The following is a 19,870-nucleotide window of genomic DNA, read 5'->3' as shown; positions in this document are numbered from 1 at the left end:
GTCTTGGCGGGAACGAACCGAGCGTGTTGCGGTGAGGCCCCTGGAGCTCAGCCGTAGCGCTTGAGCTCGGAGAAGAAGTCGGGCACGACCGTCGGGTGGCCGTTGCGGGTGACCTCGTCGTAGACGAACTTGCCCACGGCCAGGTCCAGCACGCCCAGGCCGAACGGGGAGAACACCACCGGCCGGTCGGCGGGGACGGAGAGCCGCCCGCAGAGCACGTCGTTGATCGTGCCGTCGAGGAAGTCGCGGTTGCCGGTGCGCTGTTCGGCCAGGTGCGGCGAGGTGTCGGCCTTGAGGCAGTGCTCGACGTCGTCGACGACGTTGACCGCCGAGAGGATGATCTCCGGCGACAGGTCGCGCAGCGACACGTGCAGCACCAGCGGGTTGTGCTCGAACCACGCCGGGTCGTGGACGTGCGGGGTGCCCGCGACGGTGGCGAACACGACCAGGTCGCTGGAGCGGATGAGCTCCTCGGCGCTGTCGTGCACGGTGATCCGCGGCCCGGACTCGGCCCGCTCCAGGTAGCCGCGGAACCCGTCGGCGTGCTCGGCGGAGAGGTCGTGGACGCCGATCTCGTCGAAGCTCCAGCCGGTGGCCTGCAGGTAGTCGTGCAGGTACCGGGCGATCAGGCCGACGCCGAAGAAGCCCACCCGGCGGGGGCGGCCGCGGTCGCGGGTGAGGCGGTCGGCGGCCAGCGCGGCCGAGGCGGCCGTGCGGGTGGCGCTGATGACCGAGCTCTCCAGGCACGCGAAGGGGTATCCGGTGTCGTGGTCGTTGAGGACCAGCACCGCCGAGGCGCGGGGGATCCCGGCGGCGACGTTGCCGGGGAAGCTGGAGATCCACTTGATGCCGTCCACCGCGGAGTCCCCGCCGAGTGAGGCGGGCAGCGCGATGATGCGGGAGGTGGGGCGTTCGGGGAAGCGCAGGAAGTACGACGGCGGGTTCACCGTCCGCTCCTCGCCGTGCAGCCGGTAGGCCGCCTCCACGATGTCGACGACCTGCTTCTGGCGGCCGTCGAGCGAATTCTGGACCTCGGCACCGGATATCACCGTGAACGAGGGGACTGCGGACATGCTTCTACTCCGGGGTCGGTGGTTCGGGCGGTCAGGGAAGTGCGATGGTCGGCGAGCACTCGGCCAGGCGCACCGGGTCGCCCATCGCCACCAGCACCTCGCGGGAGCCCTCGTAGGGCTCGCGGCTGTGCGCCCGGGCGATGTTGTCGACCAGCATCAGGTCGCCCGCCTGCCACGGCTCGCGCAGCGTGTGCCTTTCGTAGACCTCGTTGAGCAGCGCGATCACGTCGTCGCCGATCGGCTCTCCGCTGCCGTAGTGGCTGTTGAACGGCAGTCCGCCGGGGCCGAACTCCATGACGAGGTAGTCGCGGACCTCCGGGTCGATGGTCCACTCGTTGAGGAAAGCGATCTGGTTGAACCAGACCCGCTCGCCGGTCCTGGGGTGGCGGATGACCGCCGACCGGCGCTGCCTGGTCCGCAGCCCGTCCATGTCGTCCCACTCGAACTCGATGGAGTTCTCCCGGCAGTAGCGCTCGACCACGGAGCGGTCCTCGGTGCCGAACGCCTCCTGCCACGGCACGCCGACCATCTCGTTGTAGTTGCGCGCAAGCTGCCAGCCCTCCCGCTCGAACCGCTCGACGAGGTCGGCGGGCAGCGCCCGCAGCACCGCGCTCGCGTCGGCCACGCCGGTCACGCCACCGGATGCCGGGGCGCCCAGGCAGGCGAACATCATCAGGCCGGGGAACTCCAGCGTGTAGCTGAGCTCGTGGTGCATGCACATCGGCTGGTTCGGCGGCCACTTCGAGGAGGAGTAGACGCCGTCGGCGTAGGTCCAGCGGCGGGCGAACGCCTCCCGTTCGCGCATCAGCGGTCCGGCGAGGTCCCCGCTGATGCGGCCGAACTCCTCGGCGGTGCTCAGCGACAGGCCCCGCACGAGGACGGCGCCGTGCTCGTCGACCAGCGAACGCAGCTCGGCGCGGTGCGCGTCGGCCCACGGCGCGGCCTCCGCGACGTCGCCGGCGTGCAGGATCGCCGGCTTGCCCGCGGTGAGGGCGAGGTCGAGGTCAGCGGCTGGTGAAGCCATCGGTCGTACCTTTCGGTTCTTCAGGCGGTCGGGGACTCGGCGGCGCCGCGGACGACGGCCGCCGCCTCGGCGGCGTGGGTGGCCAGGAAGTAGTGGCCGCCACCGGAGATCTGCCGGTGGTCGACGTGCCGGGCCACGGCCTCCCACCGGTGGTGCCGCGCCAGACCCTCGGCCTTGCCGGGGTCGCCTTCGGCGAAGACGACGGTGAGCGGCGCCGAAAGCCGTGGCTGCGGCGGGTTGACCTGGACGTCGACGAGGTACTGCGCCGCGCTGCGCACGTCGTGCCGGTACGCCTGCGCGACGTTGTCGGCGTGCTCGGTGCGCAGCTGGGCGAGCTCGCGGAACGCCTCCTGCGCGCTGAGCCGCTGCTTGATCCGCTCCAGGGAAAGCGAGCCGGCCTCGGCGATGTCGGCCTGCAACTCCTCGACGGTGTCCATCGCGCGCGCGGCGACGATCACCTGGTGCACCGCAGTGCCCTGCTCCTCCAGGAGCCGGGCCGCGTACGCGGCGAAGGCGGCACCCGCGGAGTGGCCCCACAGCGAGACCGTGCGCAGGCCCAGCCCGCCGATCTCGGCGACGACCTCCTTGACGATCTGCTCCAGCTCCGCGAACGATCCCGCGTCGGCGCCGAGGTCGTGGCCGGGCAGTTCCACCGCGTGCACCGCGATGCCGCGCGACTGCAACGCCTGGGCGAAGGAGTGGAAGTTGACCGGCCCGCCGCCGGCGTAGGGGAACACGACCAGCCCGTGGCCGGATCCGTCCCCTGTGGACAGGCGTTGCAGGATTCCGCCGCCGGCACCGGTCCTGCCGTCGATGACCGCTGCCAGGTCGGCGAGCACGGGGCGGCCGTTGACATCCTTGAGTGAGACCTGCCGGTCGAGCTTGATGATCAGCCGCACCGCCGACAGCGAGGTGCCGCCGCGATCGAAGAAGTGGTCGTCGCGGCCGATCTCGGACACCGGCACGCCCAGCACCTCGGCCCACTTCCCGGCCAGCATGCGTTCGGTGGGCGTTCGCGGCGGCTGGTGCTCGCCCGCGGCGGCCGCGCGTTCGGCCGCGAGCGCGGAGAGCGCCTTCTTGTCGGTCTTGCCGTTGCCCGTCAGCGGCAGCGCCTCGCAGTGGTGGAAGTGCTCGGGAACCATGTAGTGCGGCAGGCTTCGCCGCAGGAAGCCCTTGAACTCGTCGGCGGCGATGTCCTCCTGGCCAGTGTGGAAGGCGACCAGGTGCTTGTTGCCGCCGGCGTCCTCGGTCACCACCACCGCGCCGTCGCGTACGCCGGGAGCGCGCAGCAGCTGGTTCTCGATCTCCCCGATCTCGATGCGGAACCCGCGGATCTTGACCTGCGCGTCGCGCCTGCCGAGGAACTCGACCTTGCCCTCCGGCAGCCACCGGCCGAAGTCGCCGGAGCGGTAGAGCCGCTGCCCCGGACGGTGCGGATCGGGGAGGAACGCCGCCCGGGTGCGTTCCTCGTCGTTGATGTAGCCGCGGCCCACGCACACGCCGGAGAAGACGATCTCACCGGGAGCGCCCAGCGGCACCGGCCGCAGCCGCTCGTCGACGATGTAGACGCGGGTGTTGTTCACCGCCGGCCCCAGCGGCACCCGCTCGCGGACCGGGACCTCGGACATGACCTCGTGGTTGGTGTCGTCGGAGGTCTCGGTGAGCCCGTAGGCGTTGGCCAACCTCACCTCGGGATAGGTCGCGAACCAGCGCTGGGTCAGCTCCTTCTTCAGCGCCTCGCCGGTGACCGACACGCACTGGAGAGCGGGCAGCGGGCGCGGCGCGTCCTCCAGACAGGACAGCACGGTCTCCAGGTAGGAGGGCACGAGCTGCGCGATCTGCACGCCGTGCTCGGCGATGGTGTCGACGAACCGCTGCACGTCGAGTATCACGTCCTGTTCGACGATCAGCGTCCGCCCGCCGACCAGCAACGCGCTCACGAGCTGCCACAGCGAGATGTCGAAGCACTGCGGAGCGGTCTCGCTGACCACCGCGCCCTCGCCGATGCCGAGGTCGTCGATCTTGGCGTAGAGGTGGTTGGTCATCCCGGCGTGCTCGCACATCGCGCCCTTGGGCTCGCCGGTGGAGCCGGAGGTGAAGTACACGTAGGCGAGCTGGTCCGCGTCGACCGGCACCCCGGGCCTGGTGGTGTCGCCGTCGATGTCGCGCAGCGGCAGCACTTCGGCCTCCGCCCCGGCCTGGTCGAGGTTGGCGGTGCGGCCGCTCTCGGCCAGCGCGAACCGGCACTCGCTGCGTCTCAGCGTCCTGGCGATCCGGTCGGCCGGGAAGTCGGGCTCCACCGGCAGGTAGCAGCCGCCGGCCTTGAACACGCCCAGCACCGAGGCCATCCAGTCCAGGTTGCGGTCGGTGACCACGGCGACGACGTCCTCGCGCCGCAGTCCGCGGCCCAGCAGGGCGTTGGCGATCTGGTTGGCGCGCTCGTCGAGCCGGCGGTACGTCCACTCCTGGCCCTGGTGGACCGCCGCGACGGCGTCCGGGTGCCGGTCCACGCGTTGCTCGAACAGTTCGTGCACGCGCAGGTCCGGGAGCGCGCGTTCCGGGCCCGCCAGTCCCGTGAGCTGGAACTCGACCTCCGCGTCCGACAGCAGCGACCCGTCGGTGTGCGCGGCGTCGAGGTCCGAGCCGATCAGCCGCAGCGCGGCGAGGTAGTACCCGCCGAGGCGGTCCACCTGCTCAGGGCTCAGCAGTTCGACGCGATAGCTCAACCGCAGCGCGTCGCCGGTGCAGCTGACGTGCAACGCGGCGTGGTCGGTTCCGGCGGCCGAGCCCGCGAGGTCGAAGACGGTGTCGAAGAGCGGCCCGGTGTGGCCCAGCTCGGAAAGCGAGCCGGGCAGGTGCTCGCGGAGGGCGGTCTCGGCGCGGCCGACGTGCTCGACGACCTCGCGCCACGAACCGTCCGGCAGCGCGAGGGAGCACGGCATCGGGTCGCCCTCCCCGGTCCAGTAGCCGGTCACCACGTGCCGTTCGCCGGTGACCTCGGCGAGCACCTTGACGTGAGCGGCCAGCAGCACGGTGCCGGGACGTACGCCGAGCGCGTCGGAAGCGGCGCGAAGCGCCTCGACCGTGGCGTCGGGCAGCGTGCGCTCGTGCACCTCGGTCCGGGGATCCGGTCCGACGGTGGGTTCGTACCAGCGGGGGATCGGCGTGAAGGCGGCGCTCTCCAGCACTTCCGCCCAGAATCCGCGCCCTCCGGCGGTTGACTGGTTCAACCGAGGCTCTCCCTCCAGTAGTGGCTGGCCGCGCCCAACGCTATGCGCGTCGCCTTTTGCCTCGTTATCGGAACTTTTTCGCCGATCCGGCCGGTGGTCCGGCGTGCCGGGTGCCGCCGGACCCGACTGGGTTCTGCTTCACAGGCGGCCGGGGTTGCGCCAGGCGACCCACTGCGCAAGCCACCTCTGGAACACGCTCTAGTCGAGCACGTAGCCGTCGGCGGTGCGGTGCTCGCGGGACGCGCGGAAGTCGGCCAGCGCGAAGCTGCGCTGCAACCAGCGGTCCCTGCCGTCGTAGCGGGGCTCGAAGGCGGTCCGGCCGTGCACGGTGACCCTGTTGTCCACAATGGCCAGAGAACCCGGGGTCAGGTAGTGGGTGTGGGCGTTGTCGGCGAACAGCTTCTGCAGCTCGTCCATCGCCTCGCGCGCCCGCGGGGTGAGCGGCCTGGTCGCTGCGAAGTCCACCTTCAGATCCGGGTCGTCCTCCGCGCCGCTGAGCACGGCGTGCGGGGTCGGGTCACTGTCGGCCGAGCCGAACGACGGCGGTGGCTCGGTGACGTAGTCGGCGCGGAACAGCGCCTCCCGCGCGGCGTCGCTGAGCAGGTGGTCTACCTGCCGGATGCACGCGGTGCGCAGCCCGGCGACGGCCTCGTGGTCGGCCCGCAGGCACGAGAGCATCACGAAGTCGGGGCGGTGCGGGTGGAAGGCGTTCTCGACGTGGAACGACAGCAGCACCGAGCCGGCGTTGCCCTGGAACTCCTCCTTGCCCGGCACCGGGACCACGTCCTGCACCAGCGCGCCGGACTTCTCGGGCCGGAACGAGGCGGGATCGCCGAGCCCGCAGGCGAACATCATCAGCACCGCCGCGGAGACGGTGGCGGTTCGCTGCACGGAACCGTCGGCCGTCGGGGTGTCGGGCACCTCGCCGGGCCCCAGCGGGAGGCCGCTGACCACGAGCGCACCCGTGGTGCCGGAATCCCGGCGGAACCGCCGGATCGCCGTGCGCACCGATGCGGGCAGCTCCTCCCACGCCTCGCGCGCCGCCGACACCCAGCCCTGGTCGTCGATCCTGCCCTGCGCGACGGGCAGCAGGCCCAGCGCCACCCGTTCGATCTCCTGTGCCGCGGACGGCTCCACCACCGCCGTCTGCGCGGGCAACTCGGTGCGGACTGCCACCGACATGTGCACCATCCTCCGGTTCTCCTCGACTCCTCGCCGTTCGCACACGGCGACCCGGGCAGCGAACTTAGGCAAGCCTGCTTTTGCGGCGATATCGATTCCTTTTCCGATATTGGCCCGATAAGCCCGGGGTCTAGCGTGCGGTGCGAGTGAGCAGAGGTACGCCGACGAAGGGTCAGTCTCATGTGGACCGCAACGCGCCGCCCGTCGCGGGACCCCGCGTCATGACGGCTGCCGTCCAGGTCGAGGGACTGGTCAAGCGCTTCGGTGAACGCCGGGTGGTCGACGGGGTCGACCTGACGATCCCGGAGGGCACCGTGCTCGGCCTGCTCGGGCCCAACGGCGCGGGCAAGACCACCACCGTGCGGATGCTGTCGACCCTGATCCGGCCCGACGGCGGTCGGGCCCGCATCGGCCGATACGACCTGGTCAAGCAGGCCAACCAGGTGCGCAGGCTCATCGGGCTGACCGGCCAGTACGCCTCGGTCGACGAGGGCATATCGGGCCGGGAGAACCTCTACATGATCGCCCGGCTGCTCGACCTGCCGCGCAAGCGCGCCTGGGCGCGGGTCGACGAACTGCTGGAGCAGTTCGACCTGGTCGAGGCCGCGTCGCGGCCCGCAGGCAAGTACTCCGGCGGCATGCGCCGGCGGCTGGACCTGGCCGCCAGCATGGTCGGCGACCCCGCCGTGCTCTACCTCGACGAACCCACCACCGGCCTGGACCCGCGCAGCCGCAACAACCTCTGGGACTCCGTGCGCGCCTTGGTGGACGAAGGGACCACGGTGCTGCTGACCACGCAGTACATGGAGGAGGCCGAAGCGCTGGCGGACTCGGTGGTCGTGATGGACCAGGGCCGCGTGATCGCCTCCGGCACCAGCAGCGAACTGCGGGCCCGCGTCGGCGGACAGGTCCTGCGCGTGCGCACGGCAGGCCAGGAGCACTTGGACCAGCTCGCGCGCAGGCTCACCGCCATGCGCGCCCGCAACTTCCGGGTGGACGCCGAGAACTCGCTGGTGTCGGTGCCGATCGTCAACGAGTCCGAGCTCACCGAGGTGATCCACATGCTCGCCGCGTCCCGGCTGCCCATCTCCGGGGTCGACACCCACCTGCCGAGCCTGGACGAGGTGTTCCTGACCCTCACCGACAAGCCGCACCGCCCGGCCGACCCGGACGCCACGGTCGTGCTGCGGAGGGTGTTCTGATGGCCGCTCCCACCGGAGGCCAGATGCCGCGCCGCACGCCCGGCCCGCAGGCGCCGGGGCAGCGCGCCGTGCCGCCACCGGGCCAGCGCCCGCCGGGGCGCGGCCCGGCCGCTCCGCAGCGGCCGGGCGGTCCGCCGCCGCAGCCGCCGGCGCGATCGGCCCCGGCCCCGCACGCCCGGCCCGCGCCGCAGCCGCCCCCGCCCGCGAGGTCCGGGCCGCCGCCCGCGGCGGCTCCGCAGCGGACGCCGCGCCGCGACGAACCGCCGCAGCGTGGCGAGAACCCGCCGAAGTCGCCGCGCCGCGAGGGACCGCCGTCGAAGCCGTCGCGAATGCGGGAGGTCTCCGGCCGCGTCGGACCACGCGCGACGCTGCGCCACACCGGCGCCATCGCCCGCCGCAACCTGCTGCAGGTGGTCAACGACCGGGGAGCGATCCTCGACGCCACGCTGATGCCGATGATCTTCACGCTGATCTTCGTCTACGTCTTCGGCGGGGCGATCGCCAACGGCGACCAGAGCGACTACAAGCAGTACCTGCTGCCCGGGATCATGGTGCAGACGGTGTCGTTCGCCTCCCGCCTGACCGGCGTCACGCTCAACGTCGACGCGAGCAAGGGCGTGATGGACCGGTTGCGGGCGCTGCCGATCGCGCGCTCGGCGGTGCTGTCGGCCCGGATCTCGGCCGACATGTGCCGGGTGCTGCTCGGGCAGCTGGTGATGTTCGTCTTCGCGCTGGTCATCGGGTTCCGCGTGCAGACCGACCCGCTGTCGGCGCTGGCCGCGTTCGGGGTGCTGCTGGCCTACGGCTTCGCGCTGTGCTGGATCTCGGCCTTCATCGGCCTGGCCCTCAAGAGCCCGGAGACGGTGCAGTCGATCGGGTTCATCTGGACGATCCCGCTGCAGTTCGGCAGCTCGATGTTCGTGCCGCTGGACACCATGCCCGGCTGGCTTCGGGCGTTCGCGCAGGTCAACCCGACGACGCTGGTCACCGACACCTGCCGGAACCTGTTCCTCGGCGGCCCGGTGGCGCCGTCGGCGCTGGGTGCGTTCCTGTGGATCGGCGGCATGCTGCTGGTGTTCGTGCCGCTGTCGGTGTGGAAGTACCGGCGCTACGCGTAGGCGGCGCCGGCGCCTGAACCAGCAAACGTGCTCGTCGGCTGTGACGAGCGGACTCGAGAGGACGAGCAGGTGCAACCCATCCGGCTGTTCTGCTTCCCGCACGCCGGCGGCGGCATGGCCGCCTTCCGGCCGTGGGTGGGGGCGCTTGGCCCGGAGATCGAGGTGGTCCCGGTACCGCTTCCCGGCCGCGAGGCGCGCATCGGCGAGCCCGCGCACACCAGAATGGAGGCGCTGGCCGAGCAGGTCACCCGCGAGCTCGCGCCGTCGCTGGACCGCCCGCACGCCTGCTTCGGCCACAGCATGGGCGCCGGCCTGGCGTGGGAGGTCGCGCGCCGGACCGGCCCGCTGGGCGTCGTCGCGTCAGCGCGTCGCGGACCGCACCTGCCCACCCGGCGCAGGCGGCTGTCGGAACTCCCCGACGAGCTGTTCCTCGCCGAGCTGGGCAGGCTCGGCGGTACCCCGCGGGAGGTCCTGGACAACCCCGAGCTGGTCGAGTTGCTGCTTCCCACGCTGCGCGCCGATTTCACGCTCAGCGAGAGCTTCACCGCGCCCGCGGGCCGGCGGCTGCACTGCCCGGTGGTGGCCATGGCGGGGGAGGACGACCACGAGGTCGACCGCGACGAGCTCGCGGCGTGGGAGCGGTCGACCACCGGTGCGTTCCGCAGCCACCGCTTCCCGGGCGGGCACTTCTACCTCGCCGAGGCCAACCCGGAAGTCCTGTCGGTGGTGCGCGCCGAGGTCCTGCGCTTCGCGGAGCAGAGCGCGCTTTCCGGGTGAGGCCGCGCGTGCGGGTACAGGGGCGGCGCGGCGAACGCGCGTTCGCACCCGTCGTCCGCGCGACGGGCGGCGCCGAACCGAAATCGATTCGCATCCAAGCCTGCCTCGTGCGGGCGGGTGTAGGGCGCGGCTCAGCGGGTAGGTCTTGCGTACGACGGGCCGTGCGGGTCCGTGCCGCCCGCTGGGGGAGGTAAGAGTCTGCTGCCCTCGGCCACCACAAGACGAGGAGGAGCGATGGCTGAGTCCGGGAAAGGCCGCCGCGGCTACCGAGCGGGCCTCGGCGGTGAGATGCTCGCCGAGTTCCTCGGCACGTTCGTCCTGATCCTGCTGGGCTGCGCCTCGGTCGCCGTCGCGGTGGCCGGGCTGCCCGGATCGGGACGCCAGGCCGACTCCTTCGGTGCCGCCAACTGGCTGATCATCGCCTTCGGCTGGGGCTTCGCCGTGGTGTTCGGCGTCTACACCGCGGGCGGCGTCAGCGGCGCCCACATCAACCCCGCCGTGAGCCTGGCGCTCGCGGTGCGGCGGGTGTTCCCCTGGCGCAAGGTGGTCCCGTACTGGATCGCACAGCTGGTCGGGGCGTTCGTCGCGGCGGCGCTGGTGTACGCGGTCTACAGCTGGGCGATCGACGCCTTCAACGCCAAGGCCGGGACGCCGCGCAACGAGTCCCTGGACACCTTCGCGATCTTCGCCACCTTCCCGGCGGAGTACTTCGGGGGATCGTGGTGGGGACCGCTGCTGGACCAGATCGTCGGCACCGCCGTGCTGCTCCTGCTCATCTGCGCGCTCACCGACAAGCGCAACTCCGCGCCCGCGGCGAACATGGCCCCGTACCTCATCGGCATGGTCGTGGGCGTGATCGGGCTGACCTTCGGTCCCAACGCGGGCTACGCGATCAACCCGGCGCGTGACTTCGGTCCACGGCTGTGGACGTTCCTCACCGGGTGGGGGGACATCTCGCTCCCGGGGACCTACGAGTGGTTCAGCAACTACTTCTGGATCCCCATCATCGGCCCGCTCATCGGAGGCGTGATCGGGGCATTGGTCTACGACCTTCTCATCAGCCAGGTGCTCACGGCTCGCGGCGAGGAGGAACCCGAGGCCGGGCGTGTTCCGTAGGCGAGCCCGGGAGGCCGTACGGGTGTTTCCGCCGCCGCGGTGCGGTTTCGCCGGCCGAAGGCCGCACCGGAGGTTCTGCTAGCGTGACTGCGTGCAAGAACTTCCTCTGTGCCTGCCCGAAGAAAAAGTGTTGCGCGGTATGGAAGAATTCGGTATCCGCGCCACCACGACGGTCTACGTCCCCGTCGGTTTCGGTGACCACCACTGGGAAGCCGGCGATGGCGACGGGCGGCGGTGGTTCGTCACCGTCTCCGACCTCGAGCACAAGGAGCACTGCGGGCGCGGTGCGACGGCGGCGCTGGACGGCTTGCGCCGTGCGATGGGCACCGCGGTTTCCCTGCACGAGGGCGGCCTGGACTTCGTGGTCGCGCCCCTGCGTTCCGCCGGCGGCGATCCGGTCGTCGCGCTCGACGACCGCTACGCGATGAGCGTTTTCCCGTTCGTTACCGGCGAATCCGGCGAGTTCGGGCAGGAAATGGCGGCGGAGCGACGGAACCAGGTGCTCGACATGCTGGCGGCCCTGCACGCCCGCACACCACCGGAACGCACACCGCGAGCCGTGCTGGACCCGGCGGGCCGGGCCGGGATGGAAGCCGCACTCGGCGAGCTCCCGGGAGTCTGGGAGGGCGGTCCTTTCGCCGAGCCGGCACGAGAACTGGTAGCCGAGCACGCGGCTCTCCTCCGCGACCGGCTGGTCGACTTCGACCGGCTGGCCGACGCGGTGCGGGCGCGCGGCGCGCGGCACGTCGTCACCCACGGCGAACCGCATCCCGGAAACCTGCTCGCACGGGAGGACGGGTACCGCCTGGTCGACTGGGACACCGTGGGCCTGGCCGTCCCCGAACGCGACCTGTCGGTGGTCTCCGGCGACCCCGCCGCGCTCGCCCGGTACGTGGAGGTGACCGGACGGGAACTCGACGCGGACGCGCTCGCGCTCTACCGGTTGCGCTGGGACCTGGTGGACGTCGCCGAGTTCGTGGCGTGGTTCCGCGGTCCGCACGAACGCACCTCCGACACCGAGACTGCGTGGAAGGGTTTCACCGAAACCGTCGACCGGCTCGGGTCCGGTTGAAAGGTGCTTCGGTCGTGGGACTCGAATTCGCGATCATTTCCTCAGCGCGACCGGGCAGGGCTCCGCGCCACGCGGACTCGATGAGGACATCGCGTTCTTCGCCTGTGCAAGTGGAACGATCCGGCCGGGGAATTCGCTATTCCGCATCCAAAGGTAACAATTCGGAGGTCGCGGATCCCCTTGATCGGCGGTGGTGCATCATTGCTCGCGATCGCACGCCCACTGCGGAATTCGGAAGCCGCCGAAGCCGGAGCGCACCGACATGTTCGAAGATCCGAGCGCGATGCTCGACTGCACCACCGAGTACTTCTCCCACCGGTACGCCGACGACTCGGACCGGGTTCGTGCCGCCGCGGAGCTCTACGCCCACCTCCGGGACTTCATCGCCTGGCACCTGGAGCGGCGGGCCACCGTGGCCGCCGACGTCGTCGACGTCGGCCCCGCGCGGGAGCTCGACACTCTGGCCACCATCGCGAGCCTGATCCCGCCGTCGTTCGACGCCCTGGACCAGATCGCCGAGGGCGCCTGTGGCGTGATCGAACGGCGGTTGCTGCCTCAGATCCGCGACCACGAGCAGCGCCGGCTGCTGCACGAGGCGCACGACCAGTTCAGCCTGCGCGACAAGCTCGACGAGCAGTCGTCGGTCGCGGTGCCCGCGCTGCTGACCGCCCTGGACCGGGGTGCCCGCAAGCTCATCCAGGCCAGCGTGGTGCCGCCCCCGGCCGTCTCCGAGCCGTCTTCACCGGAAGGCCGCTGACGCGCCCGTCAGCCGGCTACGGCCCGTGACCGGCGCGTTGCACCGCACCTAACCTCCTTCGGATTTCAATCCACGCTGGTCGAGGGGTTGCCGGTCCGCGGATCCGGCGAGGAGCCGCAGGACGATGAGACCGCCGAACCCTGGGACCATCGCCGCCGAGCCCACCCGTGCTCCCGCCCGGCGGGCGAACGCCAGGACGACGACGATCAGGTACGCGCACCCGTGCGCGGGGCCGACCAGCGAGGAAACCCCGTCCCAGTGCACGGTCGCAATGTTGGTGAACAGCACGACCAGGGACACCAGTTCGACACCGGCCGCGATCCGCAGCACCCGCCGGGAACTCACGTTCAGGCCCCCGTCGTCGAGCCGGGCCGGACGATCATCAGCACCGTCACCACCGCCCACAGCACGTTGAAGATCCCGGTGTGCATGGCCAGCCGCGCGAGCGCTCCGCGCCGCTCGGCGGTGGCCTCGGTGGACGCACCGAGTTCGGTGAGGATGGCGGACTGGCGCGGGATCACCAGCAGGCCCAGCACCGCCGCCGCGGCGGCGGTCAGCACCATCGAGACGATCAGCCACGCGTCGCCCAGAACGCCCAGGCTGCTCGCGGTCGCCAGCCCGAAGACCGGCACGACGATCCCGATTGCGGAGTAGACGCGGCAGACTCGGTGCAGCGTGCGGACGACGGCCAGTCCGGACCCGCGGTCGGTGGCGGCCATGGCACGCCGCGCCGCGGCGGGGAACATGCTCGCGGCGACCGTGACCGGGCCGATCGCGATGATGGCGGCCAGGACGTGGATGGACAGCAGCACCTTCGTCACGCGACCGCTCCAGCGCCCTCGGCGGCCAACGGCACCGCGGCAGCCCCGGCGTCGCGCCACGCGGTGCCGCGGCGCTCGTGGGCGAACAGCTCCTCCACGGCGAGCGCGACGCGCGGTCCGAGCTCGCGCTCCAGGAGGTGGAGCCCCAGGTCGAGTCCCGAGGTGACGCCGGCACCGGTCACCAGGTCGCCGTCGTCGACGACACGGGCCTTGATCGCGGTCACCCCGGCTGCCGCGAGCTCGTCGAGGCCGAGGTGGTGCGTCGTCGCCCTGCGACCCTGGATCAGGCCGGCCATCGCCAGCAGCAACGAGCCGCCGCACACGGTGGAGACGACCAGCCCGGAGCGGTCGACGGCCTCCCGCAGCAGAACGGGCAGCTCGGTGCCGAGCGCGCGACGGAGGACGGCGACAACGGTGTCGTCGCCGTCGCCCTCGAGGCGTCCGGCCGCACCGGGCACGACGAGCAGGCCGCCGCGCCCCGGGTCCAGCCGCGCCGTCGCGCGCAGCGACAACGCGCCGACACCGCTGGGGACCTCCCGCGCGCCTTCGGCGGAGACCAGCTCCACCTCCAGCGCGCCACCTGCGGCGTTTCCACCGGCGCTGAGCACTTCGTACGGGGCGACGACGTCGAGCGGGTCGAACCCGTCGAACAACACGATCTGGGCGAACATCGGCGGTCCAGTCCTCCTCGGGCTTGGTCACCACGAAGCTAGCCGCGCTGCGCGTGATCGGGAACGGGCTGGAATGCCACAAGGCAACGGATTCTCGCCAACTCGATGAGCTGGCGTTATGCGTGAACTGACTGGTGGCGTGCTTGGCTGGAATCGGACGGGTGTCTAGTGTGTCGCCATGCACACGGTGGCCATACTCGCCCTGGACAAGGTCATCCCCTTCGACCTGGCCACGCCGCTCCAGGTGTTCAGCTTCGCCCGGCTGCCCGACGGTCGCCCCGCCTACCGGGTCCGGGTCTGCGGCAACGCGCCGGCCGTTGACGCCGGAGCGTTCACGCTGCAACCGCGGTGGGGTCTGGAGGCGCTGGCCGACGCCGACACGATCGTCCTGCCCGGCTGCTCCGAGCCCGAGGACCCGGTGCCCGACGAGGTTCTCGACGCGCTGCGGCAGGCCGCGGCCAACGGCACCCGCATGGCCTCCATCTGCGTGGGCGCGTTCGTCCTCGCCGCCACCGGGCTGCTCGACGGGCACCGGGCGACCACGCACTGGATGGGCACGGACGAGCTCGCCCAGCGCCATCCCGGGATCGAGGTCGACCCCGACGTGCTCTACGTGGACAACGGCCAGTTCCTCACCTCGGCGGGAGCCGCGGCGGGCCTGGACCTGTGCCTGCACATGATCCGGTGCGACCACGGCTCGGCGGTCGCCGCCGACGCGGCGCGGCTGTCGGTCATGCCGCTGGAGCGCGAGGGCGGGCAGGCGCAGTTCATCGTCCACGACCAGCCGCCCGTGCCGCGGGGCGCGGTCCTCGAGCCGGTGCTGCGCTGGATGGAGGACAACTGCGCGAAGGACCTCGTGCTGGAGGACATCGCGGCGCGTGCGGGCATGAGCACCCGCACGCTCAACCGGCGGTTCCGCGAGCAGACCGGCACGACACCGCTGCAATGGCTGCACCGCGCCCGCGTCCGCCAGGCCCAGTACCTGCTCGAGTCCACCGACCACCCGGTGGACCGCATCGGCACCCAGGTCGGGTTCGGCTCGCCGACGGCCTTCCGCGACCGCTTCAAGCGCGTCGTCGGCACCAGCCCGCACGCCTACCGCGCCGCCTTCCACGGCTCGCGCGACGGCGGTTAGCCGTGGAGGCCCTCTGTGGACCGCTGGCGGGTCCACAGAGGATACGTCCGATGCGGATTTCGGAACCTGTGCACGGCGACCCGTCTTCAGCGTGTGCACAAAAGCCGGGTCTGTCTCTTGCTCCTCTGTCAGGCTGGGGTGGGTTCGAGGGTCTGGGCATTGTTGATCACGGCGCGGTAGACGATGTCAGAGAGTCGTCGTTTGAGGATGTGGAGGGCCTTGAGCCCGCCGTCGCCGTCGGCTTTGCGCCGGGCGAGGTGGCGCGGGCCTCAGGCTGCCAGTGAGCTTGTGTGAGCGCGATGCGGTGCAGCTCGGCGTTGAGCTGCCAATTGCGGGTGCGTGATAGCCGGTGTCGGGCGAGGTTGGACGACCAGACAGGAAGCGGTGCGGTTCCGGTGTGCCGAGCGTAGGCGTCCTTGGAAAGGAACCGGTCGGCACCTGCGGTTTCGCCGAGGATCTTGGCCGCGGTCAGTGGCCCGCACCCGGAAATCGCCAGTAGCGACGGCGTTCGGTTTTCGACCAAGGAAGTGAATTCGTCTTGCAGGTGGTCGATGTCGGCGGTCAGCGCAGGCCGGCGGATGCCGGAGAGGTAGGTGAGCCGCAGGCCCGACGGGCGTTCCGGCCGCTGCGGTGCGGTATTGGCCCGGGCCAAGGCTAAGGGGTCCTTGCATAATGATCTTGGTCTGGCATGGTGGTGGCTGGAGTTGATCACGTTTCGATCGTTGGGAGCGTGAGATGGCTCGCCCGAGGCCGTGGGAGGTCAGCGACGAGTTGTGGGCGTTGATCGAGCCGTTGCTGCCCCGGCACGAGCGTCGGTTTCGGTATCCGGGTCGGCGTCGGATCGACGATCGCAAGACTCTGCAGGGCATCTTGTTCGTGCTCTACACCGGCATCCAGTGGGAGTTTCTGCCGCAGGAGTTGGGATTCGGCTCGGGGTCGACGTGCTGGCGGCGGTTGGCCGAGTGGCAGCAGGCCGGAGTACGGGAGCAGTTGCAGCGGGTGCTGCTGGATCGCCTGCGAGCGGCCGATCAGTTGGACTTCTCCCGAGCGGTCGTGGATTCCTCCCAGATCCAGGCCAAACGGGGACGTGGTTGCCCAAAAGTCGGTCCGAGTCCGGTTGACCGTGGTCGGCCGGGCTCGAAGCACCACGTCATCACCGATGCCTGTGGAACCCCGTTGCGGGTGGTGCTGACCGGCAGCAACCGCAACGATGTGACCCAGCTGGTGCCGCTGGTGGAGGCGATCCCACCGGTGCGCGGACGGCCGGGTCGGCCCCGCCGCAAACCCCGCCGCCTCTACGCAGACCGGGCCTACGACCACGACGTCTACCGAGACAAGCTGCGGGCCCGGGGCATCACACCCCGGATCGCTCGCCGAGGTGACGACCACGGTTCCGGCCTCGGCAAGCTGCGGTGGGTGGTCGAAGCCGCGATCGCCTGGCTGCACGGACCACGCCGCCTACGGATCCGCTGGGAAACCCGCGACGACATCCACGACGGCTTCCTCCAACTCACCCACTGCATGATCCTCGCCGCCAAGCTCCCCACACACGCAATCTGAAAGGACCCCTAAGGGTGTGGAGCTGGTGGGCCCGAATGGGCTGCTCAACCAGCTGACCAAGAACGTGCTCGAGACCGCCATGGACGCGGAGGTGACCGAGCACCTGGGATATGGCAAGCACGCGGCTGCTGGTCGTGGGAGTAGGAACTCCCGTAACGGCACGTGGACCAAGGCCGTGCTCACCGAGATCGGCCCGGTCGAGACCGAAGTGCCTCGCGACCGTATGGCCACGACCTATTCCGAATCGGTCCGCACGAAAGCCCGACGGATACCGACGCCGAGCGAGATCGTTGACGCCGTCGGTCAATCACCGGCAAAACATCGCGGCTGGCCTCCGGTCTCTTGCTCGTGCCCTGGTATCTTCCTTCGCTGTCTCCGGGCGCGCCAAGGTTTTCGGCGCTGCAGTGTTTCCCGGTCGCTTTTCGAGCCCCGCCCTGGAATCCGGCTGTGCTTCCTGCCCGCTCGGACACGCGCGCGTGCACGTTCGGTCCATTGTTTCTACTGCCGCGCGATCGTGGCGGGTTAGGGTCGTGCCGCATGACGCCATAAGCGGTCATCCCCTCACAGGGCAACCATTCGTGGTCGCGCGGAGGGGACGACACGGCTGTCCGGAGTCGTCATGTCGAGAGGGTGAGAGGCGATCCAGGAGGGGAATCGTATGGAGATCGGTTCGGTCCGTGGCGTTCAGGCGTCCAACATGAGATGGCCGGTGGCCTTGACCGTGCTCGCGTTGAGCCTGACGGGCTGCGGTTCGCAGACCGCGGCGACGGGGGAGGACGACGCTCGATCCGCTTCACCGAGTGGAAAGAGCCAAAGCACGCCACCACCAGCGCAGCCTGTGGGCAACCAGGGAAGCCAGAAACCCGCTGACGCTGTGAAGACCTTCGTCACCCAAGTGCTTCAGGAGCGGTATTCGCAGACGTGCATAGCCAGTGCTCCGGTCCTGGAGGTAGACCAAGATCCTGCGGCCTTCTGCGCGAGACAGGAGGTGACGAGGTCGCTGGCCGTATTGCGCAACGCCTGGGCCAAGCCGGGAGTGAAGCTCCCGCCGGAAGGCAAGGTGGCGGTTACCGGCGTGGTCGAGGAGGGCGACACCGTCACGGTGCCGGACTCGGCCATTACGCTTGACGGCCGGACCCTGCGCGAGCTGGAGCTCATCGGCTCGTCCGGCGACACCGGCTCGTTCAGCCTGTCATTGGAAGTCAAGAAGCACGAGAACGCTTGGTACGTCGGCAGCTGGGATATCAACATCTGAGTCGGGTTCGTCGGCTCTCCAGCGTGCCGGAGAGCAGGTCGGAATCTCGTGGTCCGGGCTCGGGTGCCGAGCTGGGGCAGCGGCTTCCCGCTCTGGCAGTGTCCTCTGCCCCCGCGTCTTTGTCAGCAAGCCAATGACAGGGAACATCGGTGTCCACACAGGCTGGGCAACACCGATTTCGACTTGCTTCTTCGGTCCGGCGAACCTGCCGGGGGTGTGAGGCTCGGCCGACCTCGGTGCGAACCAGGTGGACGACCTGTTGGTCGTGCCGAGGCTGACTGGCTTTCGGGAATGTGCACGGGCCAATAGCCGTCCGCGGCGGGGTGGAGTTCCCGCCGAACAGCATGCGGGCGTGTGCCCGGATGTGGCCGCGGAACGAGTGCCTCGGCCCGTCATCCGGTGAGTCCTATCGCGCCAGGAGCTCCTCCAGCAGGTCGCGCGCGCTCTCCTACTGCGAGGCCGAAAGCGTGGTCAGCGGCGACCGGAGGCGCCGCGTGGAGCGGCCTGGACCGCAGGGGGACCGGACGCGGCGAGCACGATCTGCTTGGCGCGCCGGTCCGGGCGCGTCGTTAGGCACCGGCGCGGTTGTCGACATCGACGGCGCGTACCTCGCGTGAGCCCACCGCCCCGGTGGCTCACACCCGCGCGTTCTGCGCCTCCCGCAGGAGCTCGACCAGGTGCAGCGCGCGGATTGTGGAGCGGCGTGCCCGCAGGCTCTGCTGCAACTGGCGGAGGCAGCCCGGGTTGACGGCCACGACGTAGTCCACACCGGACTGCTCGATCGCGTCGAGCTTCGGATCCAGCACGGCGCGGCTGTCCTTCGGCCGCAGCATCGCGTACGTGCCCGCGGCACCGCAGCAGTCACCGGCGCCGGGCAGCTCGACGTAGTCGGCCACGGCGCGGATCAGGTCGCGCGGCTGGCGGGTCACGCCCATGCCGTTGCGCAGGTGGCACGAGTCCTGCAGCGCGACGCGCGCACGGCGGTCTCCGACGCGGACCTCGCCGAGCGCCTGGTGGCCGGCCTCGGCGAGGTACTCGCTGACCTCCTTGACGCGGTCGCGTCCCAGATGGGTGCTCAGGTGTGCCGCGCAACCCCCGGCGGTGGTGACGATGCGCCCGGGCAGCCGGTCACCGAGTTCGCGCGCGAGCGCGGCGCCCTTGGCGGAGTCGCCGTTGTGCGCGTGCAGCGCGCCGCAGCAACCCTGGGCCGCCGGGGCGGCGAGCTCCGGGCGAAGCGCCCGCGCCGCCCGGCTGACCTGCGGGTACAGCCCGCGTTCGACGCAACCGAGCATCAGCGCGGACCCGTCCTCCCGCGAGCGCGCACGGGCGTGGCGCCGGACGAGGCCCTGCAGGCGCAGCAGCCACGTCCGGGACACCACCGCCATGAGCAGCCGCGCGATCCACGGGCGGCGCCTGCCCCGCCACTGGTGGTCGCGCCACTGCTCCAGGAGCGCGCCGTACTCCACACCGGCCGGGCACACCGTCTCGCAGCTGCGGCAGCCGAGGCAGAACGACGACTCCTCGGCGAGGGTGGGGTCGTCCTCGTCGAGCCGCCCGGTCTCCAGCGCGCGCATCAGCGTGATGCGCCCGCGCGGCGACGACGCCTCGTCGCCGGTGAGCGCGTAGGTGGGGCAGGCGGGCAGGCAGAAACCGCAGGAGATGCAGCGGTCCAGCAGGTCCTTGCCGAAGATCCCGCGCTCGGCCGGCTCGGTCATCTGAAATCCAATCGGCGGATGCCCCGGCCTTCAGGTCGGGGAGGAGCTGATCCCGAGTGCTGTTCGTTGATCACCCGAGATCGGCACTTGCAAACTGGCTTACTAACCTGTGAGGCACGGCGAGAACGCGGGTGAAGCGGGCGTACAAGTACCGCTTCTATC

General features: G+C 70.7%; 18 protein-coding genes and 1 pseudogene. 10 read left to right on the top strand and 9 right to left on the bottom strand.

The genetic code is table 11. The annotated features are described in order from the left end of the window. Positions 1 to 47: 47 nt before the first annotated feature. The 4 genes from sbnB to SACE_RS20740 form a co-directional block, all read right to left on the bottom strand. Positions 48 to 1,073 carry a 2,3-diaminopropionate biosynthesis protein SbnB gene (sbnB, locus tag SACE_RS20755; protein ID WP_009948750.1) on the bottom strand — a complete coding sequence of 342 codons (1,026 nt, stop codon included), beginning with the start codon at positions 1,071 to 1,073 and terminating at the stop codon, positions 48 to 50. A 31-nt stretch (positions 1,074 to 1,104) separates the two neighbouring features. Further along, positions 1,105 to 2,097: a TauD/TfdA family dioxygenase gene (locus tag SACE_RS20750; RefSeq protein ID WP_009948751.1), complete on the bottom strand. Its 993-nt coding sequence runs from the start codon at positions 2,095 to 2,097 to the stop codon at positions 1,105 to 1,107. A gap of 20 nt (positions 2,098 to 2,117) precedes the next feature. After that, complete coding sequence (locus tag SACE_RS20745) at positions 2,118 to 5,327, bottom strand: non-ribosomal peptide synthetase (protein WP_011874293.1); 3,210 nt, start codon at positions 5,325 to 5,327, stop codon at positions 2,118 to 2,120. 198 nt (positions 5,328 to 5,525) lie between these two features. Then, a complete protein-coding gene (locus SACE_RS20740; RefSeq protein ID WP_011874292.1) occupies positions 5,526 to 6,509 on the bottom strand; it encodes a clavaminate synthase family protein in 984 nt (327 codons plus the stop codon). Between the two features lie 221 nt (positions 6,510 to 6,730). Between SACE_RS20740 and SACE_RS20735 the strand changes: the two genes are divergently transcribed. The 6 genes from SACE_RS20735 to SACE_RS20710 all read left to right on the top strand — a co-directional run bounded on the left by SACE_RS20735 (position 6,731) and on the right by SACE_RS20710 (position 12,551). Beyond that, complete coding sequence (locus SACE_RS20735) at positions 6,731 to 7,711, top strand: daunorubicin resistance protein DrrA family ABC transporter ATP-binding protein (protein WP_011874291.1); 981 nt, start codon at positions 6,731 to 6,733, stop codon at positions 7,709 to 7,711. Next, positions 7,711 to 8,829 carry an ABC transporter permease gene (locus tag SACE_RS20730; protein ID WP_197537700.1) on the top strand — a complete coding sequence of 373 codons (1,119 nt, stop codon included), beginning with the start codon at positions 7,711 to 7,713 and terminating at the stop codon, positions 8,827 to 8,829. Before SACE_RS20735 ends, SACE_RS20730 begins: the two co-directional genes overlap by 1 nt. Before the next feature lie 69 nt (positions 8,830 to 8,898). Next, positions 8,899 to 9,606 carry a thioesterase II family protein gene (locus tag SACE_RS20725; RefSeq protein WP_009951385.1) on the top strand — a complete coding sequence of 236 codons (708 nt, stop codon included), beginning with the start codon at positions 8,899 to 8,901 and terminating at the stop codon, positions 9,604 to 9,606. Positions 9,607 to 9,840: 234 nt separating this feature from the next. Beyond that, positions 9,841 to 10,722, top strand: a complete 882-nt coding sequence (locus tag SACE_RS20720; RefSeq protein ID WP_009951386.1) for an MIP/aquaporin family protein — start codon at positions 9,841 to 9,843, stop codon at positions 10,720 to 10,722. 91 nt (positions 10,723 to 10,813) lie between these two features. After that, positions 10,814 to 11,794: a phosphotransferase gene (locus SACE_RS20715; RefSeq protein ID WP_029622213.1), complete on the top strand. Its 981-nt coding sequence runs from the start codon at positions 10,814 to 10,816 to the stop codon at positions 11,792 to 11,794. A 262-nt stretch (positions 11,795 to 12,056) separates the two neighbouring features. Then, complete coding sequence (locus tag SACE_RS20710) at positions 12,057 to 12,551, top strand: hypothetical protein (RefSeq protein WP_009951388.1); 495 nt, start codon at positions 12,057 to 12,059, stop codon at positions 12,549 to 12,551. Between the two features lie 48 nt (positions 12,552 to 12,599). Here the strand turns inward: SACE_RS20710 and SACE_RS20705 are convergent, their stop codons facing one another. Genes SACE_RS20705 through SACE_RS20695 form a run of 3 tightly spaced genes read right to left on the bottom strand, consistent with a single transcriptional unit; the run spans position 12,600 to position 14,043 of the window. After that, positions 12,600 to 12,896: a DUF3817 domain-containing protein gene (locus SACE_RS20705; protein WP_231849712.1), complete on the bottom strand. Its 297-nt coding sequence runs from the start codon at positions 12,894 to 12,896 to the stop codon at positions 12,600 to 12,602. Positions 12,897 to 12,898: 2 nt separating this feature from the next. After that, complete coding sequence (locus SACE_RS20700) at positions 12,899 to 13,372, bottom strand: DUF2269 family protein (protein WP_009951391.1); 474 nt, start codon at positions 13,370 to 13,372, stop codon at positions 12,899 to 12,901. Next, positions 13,369 to 14,043, bottom strand: a complete 675-nt coding sequence (locus tag SACE_RS20695; RefSeq protein WP_009951392.1) for a DJ-1/PfpI family protein — start codon at positions 14,041 to 14,043, stop codon at positions 13,369 to 13,371. The genes SACE_RS20700 and SACE_RS20695 overlap by 4 nt, the downstream gene beginning before the upstream one ends. A gap of 178 nt (positions 14,044 to 14,221) precedes the next feature. Here SACE_RS20695 and SACE_RS20690 point away from each other — a divergent pair, with 178 nt between their 5' ends. Then, positions 14,222 to 15,178 carry a GlxA family transcriptional regulator gene (locus SACE_RS20690; RefSeq protein WP_009951393.1) on the top strand — a complete coding sequence of 319 codons (957 nt, stop codon included), beginning with the start codon at positions 14,222 to 14,224 and terminating at the stop codon, positions 15,176 to 15,178. A 166-nt stretch (positions 15,179 to 15,344) separates the two neighbouring features. On the opposite strand, the gene SACE_RS38840 is transcribed toward SACE_RS20690, so the two are convergent. Continuing rightward, positions 15,345 to 15,890, bottom strand: a complete 546-nt coding sequence (locus SACE_RS38840) for a transposase (RefSeq protein ID WP_085982282.1) — start codon at positions 15,888 to 15,890, stop codon at positions 15,345 to 15,347. Between the two features lie 23 nt (positions 15,891 to 15,913). Here SACE_RS38840 and SACE_RS20685 point away from each other — a divergent pair, with 23 nt between their 5' ends. From SACE_RS20685 to SACE_RS39395, 3 genes and pseudogenes are all read left to right on the top strand, one after another. Next, entirely contained in the window at positions 15,914 to 16,738 is an 825-nt protein-coding gene (locus SACE_RS20685; RefSeq protein WP_044547486.1) for an IS5 family transposase, read from the top strand. A 10-nt stretch (positions 16,739 to 16,748) separates the two neighbouring features. Further along, positions 16,749 to 17,030: pseudogene (locus tag SACE_RS40355) on the top strand (transposase); the annotation flags it as partial. A gap of 366 nt (positions 17,031 to 17,396) precedes the next feature. Next, positions 17,397 to 17,993, top strand: coding sequence for a superantigen-like protein SSL4 (locus SACE_RS39395; RefSeq protein WP_231849711.1), 597 nt, complete (start codon positions 17,397 to 17,399; stop codon positions 17,991 to 17,993). Between the two features lie 635 nt (positions 17,994 to 18,628). On the opposite strand, the gene SACE_RS20675 is transcribed toward SACE_RS39395, so the two are convergent. Beyond that, positions 18,629 to 19,708 (bottom strand): (Fe-S)-binding protein, encoded by a 1,080-nt coding sequence (locus SACE_RS20675; RefSeq protein ID WP_009950053.1) that lies wholly within the window; start codon positions 19,706 to 19,708, stop codon positions 18,629 to 18,631. Positions 19,709 to 19,870 lie beyond the last annotated feature (162 nt).

The sequence above is a fragment of the Saccharopolyspora erythraea NRRL 2338 genome (assembly GCF_000062885.1).
Taxonomy (GTDB): Bacteria; Actinomycetota; Actinomycetes; order Mycobacteriales; family Pseudonocardiaceae; genus Saccharopolyspora_D; species Saccharopolyspora_D erythraea.
Note: the sequence above shows the minus strand (reverse complement) of the source record. Positions and strands in the feature narration are given on the sequence as shown.

Coding starts and splice junctions, on each gene's coding strand:
- sbnB (WP_009948750.1), bottom strand. CDS start 1,073: ATGTCCGCAGTCCCCTCGTTCACGGTGATATCCGGTGCCGAGGTCCAG.
- SACE_RS20750 (WP_009948751.1), bottom strand. CDS start 2,097: ATGGCTTCACCAGCCGCTGACCTCGACCTCGCCCTCACCGCGGGCAAG.
- SACE_RS20740 (WP_011874292.1), bottom strand. CDS start 6,509: ATGTCGGTGGCAGTCCGCACCGAGTTGCCCGCGCAGACGGCGGTGGTG.
- SACE_RS20735 (WP_011874291.1), top strand. CDS start 6,731: ATGACGGCTGCCGTCCAGGTCGAGGGACTGGTCAAGCGCTTCGGTGAA.
- SACE_RS20730 (WP_197537700.1), top strand. CDS start 7,711: ATGGCCGCTCCCACCGGAGGCCAGATGCCGCGCCGCACGCCCGGCCCG.
- SACE_RS20720 (WP_009951386.1), top strand. CDS start 9,841: ATGGCTGAGTCCGGGAAAGGCCGCCGCGGCTACCGAGCGGGCCTCGGC.
- SACE_RS20710 (WP_009951388.1), top strand. CDS start 12,057: ATGTTCGAAGATCCGAGCGCGATGCTCGACTGCACCACCGAGTACTTC.
- SACE_RS20695 (WP_009951392.1), bottom strand. CDS start 14,043: ATGTTCGCCCAGATCGTGTTGTTCGACGGGTTCGACCCGCTCGACGTC.
- SACE_RS20690 (WP_009951393.1), top strand. CDS start 14,222: ATGCACACGGTGGCCATACTCGCCCTGGACAAGGTCATCCCCTTCGAC.
- SACE_RS20685 (WP_044547486.1), top strand. CDS start 15,914: ATGGCTCGCCCGAGGCCGTGGGAGGTCAGCGACGAGTTGTGGGCGTTG.
- SACE_RS39395 (WP_231849711.1), top strand. CDS start 17,397: ATGGAGATCGGTTCGGTCCGTGGCGTTCAGGCGTCCAACATGAGATGG.
- SACE_RS20675 (WP_009950053.1), bottom strand. CDS start 19,708: ATGACCGAGCCGGCCGAGCGCGGGATCTTCGGCAAGGACCTGCTGGAC.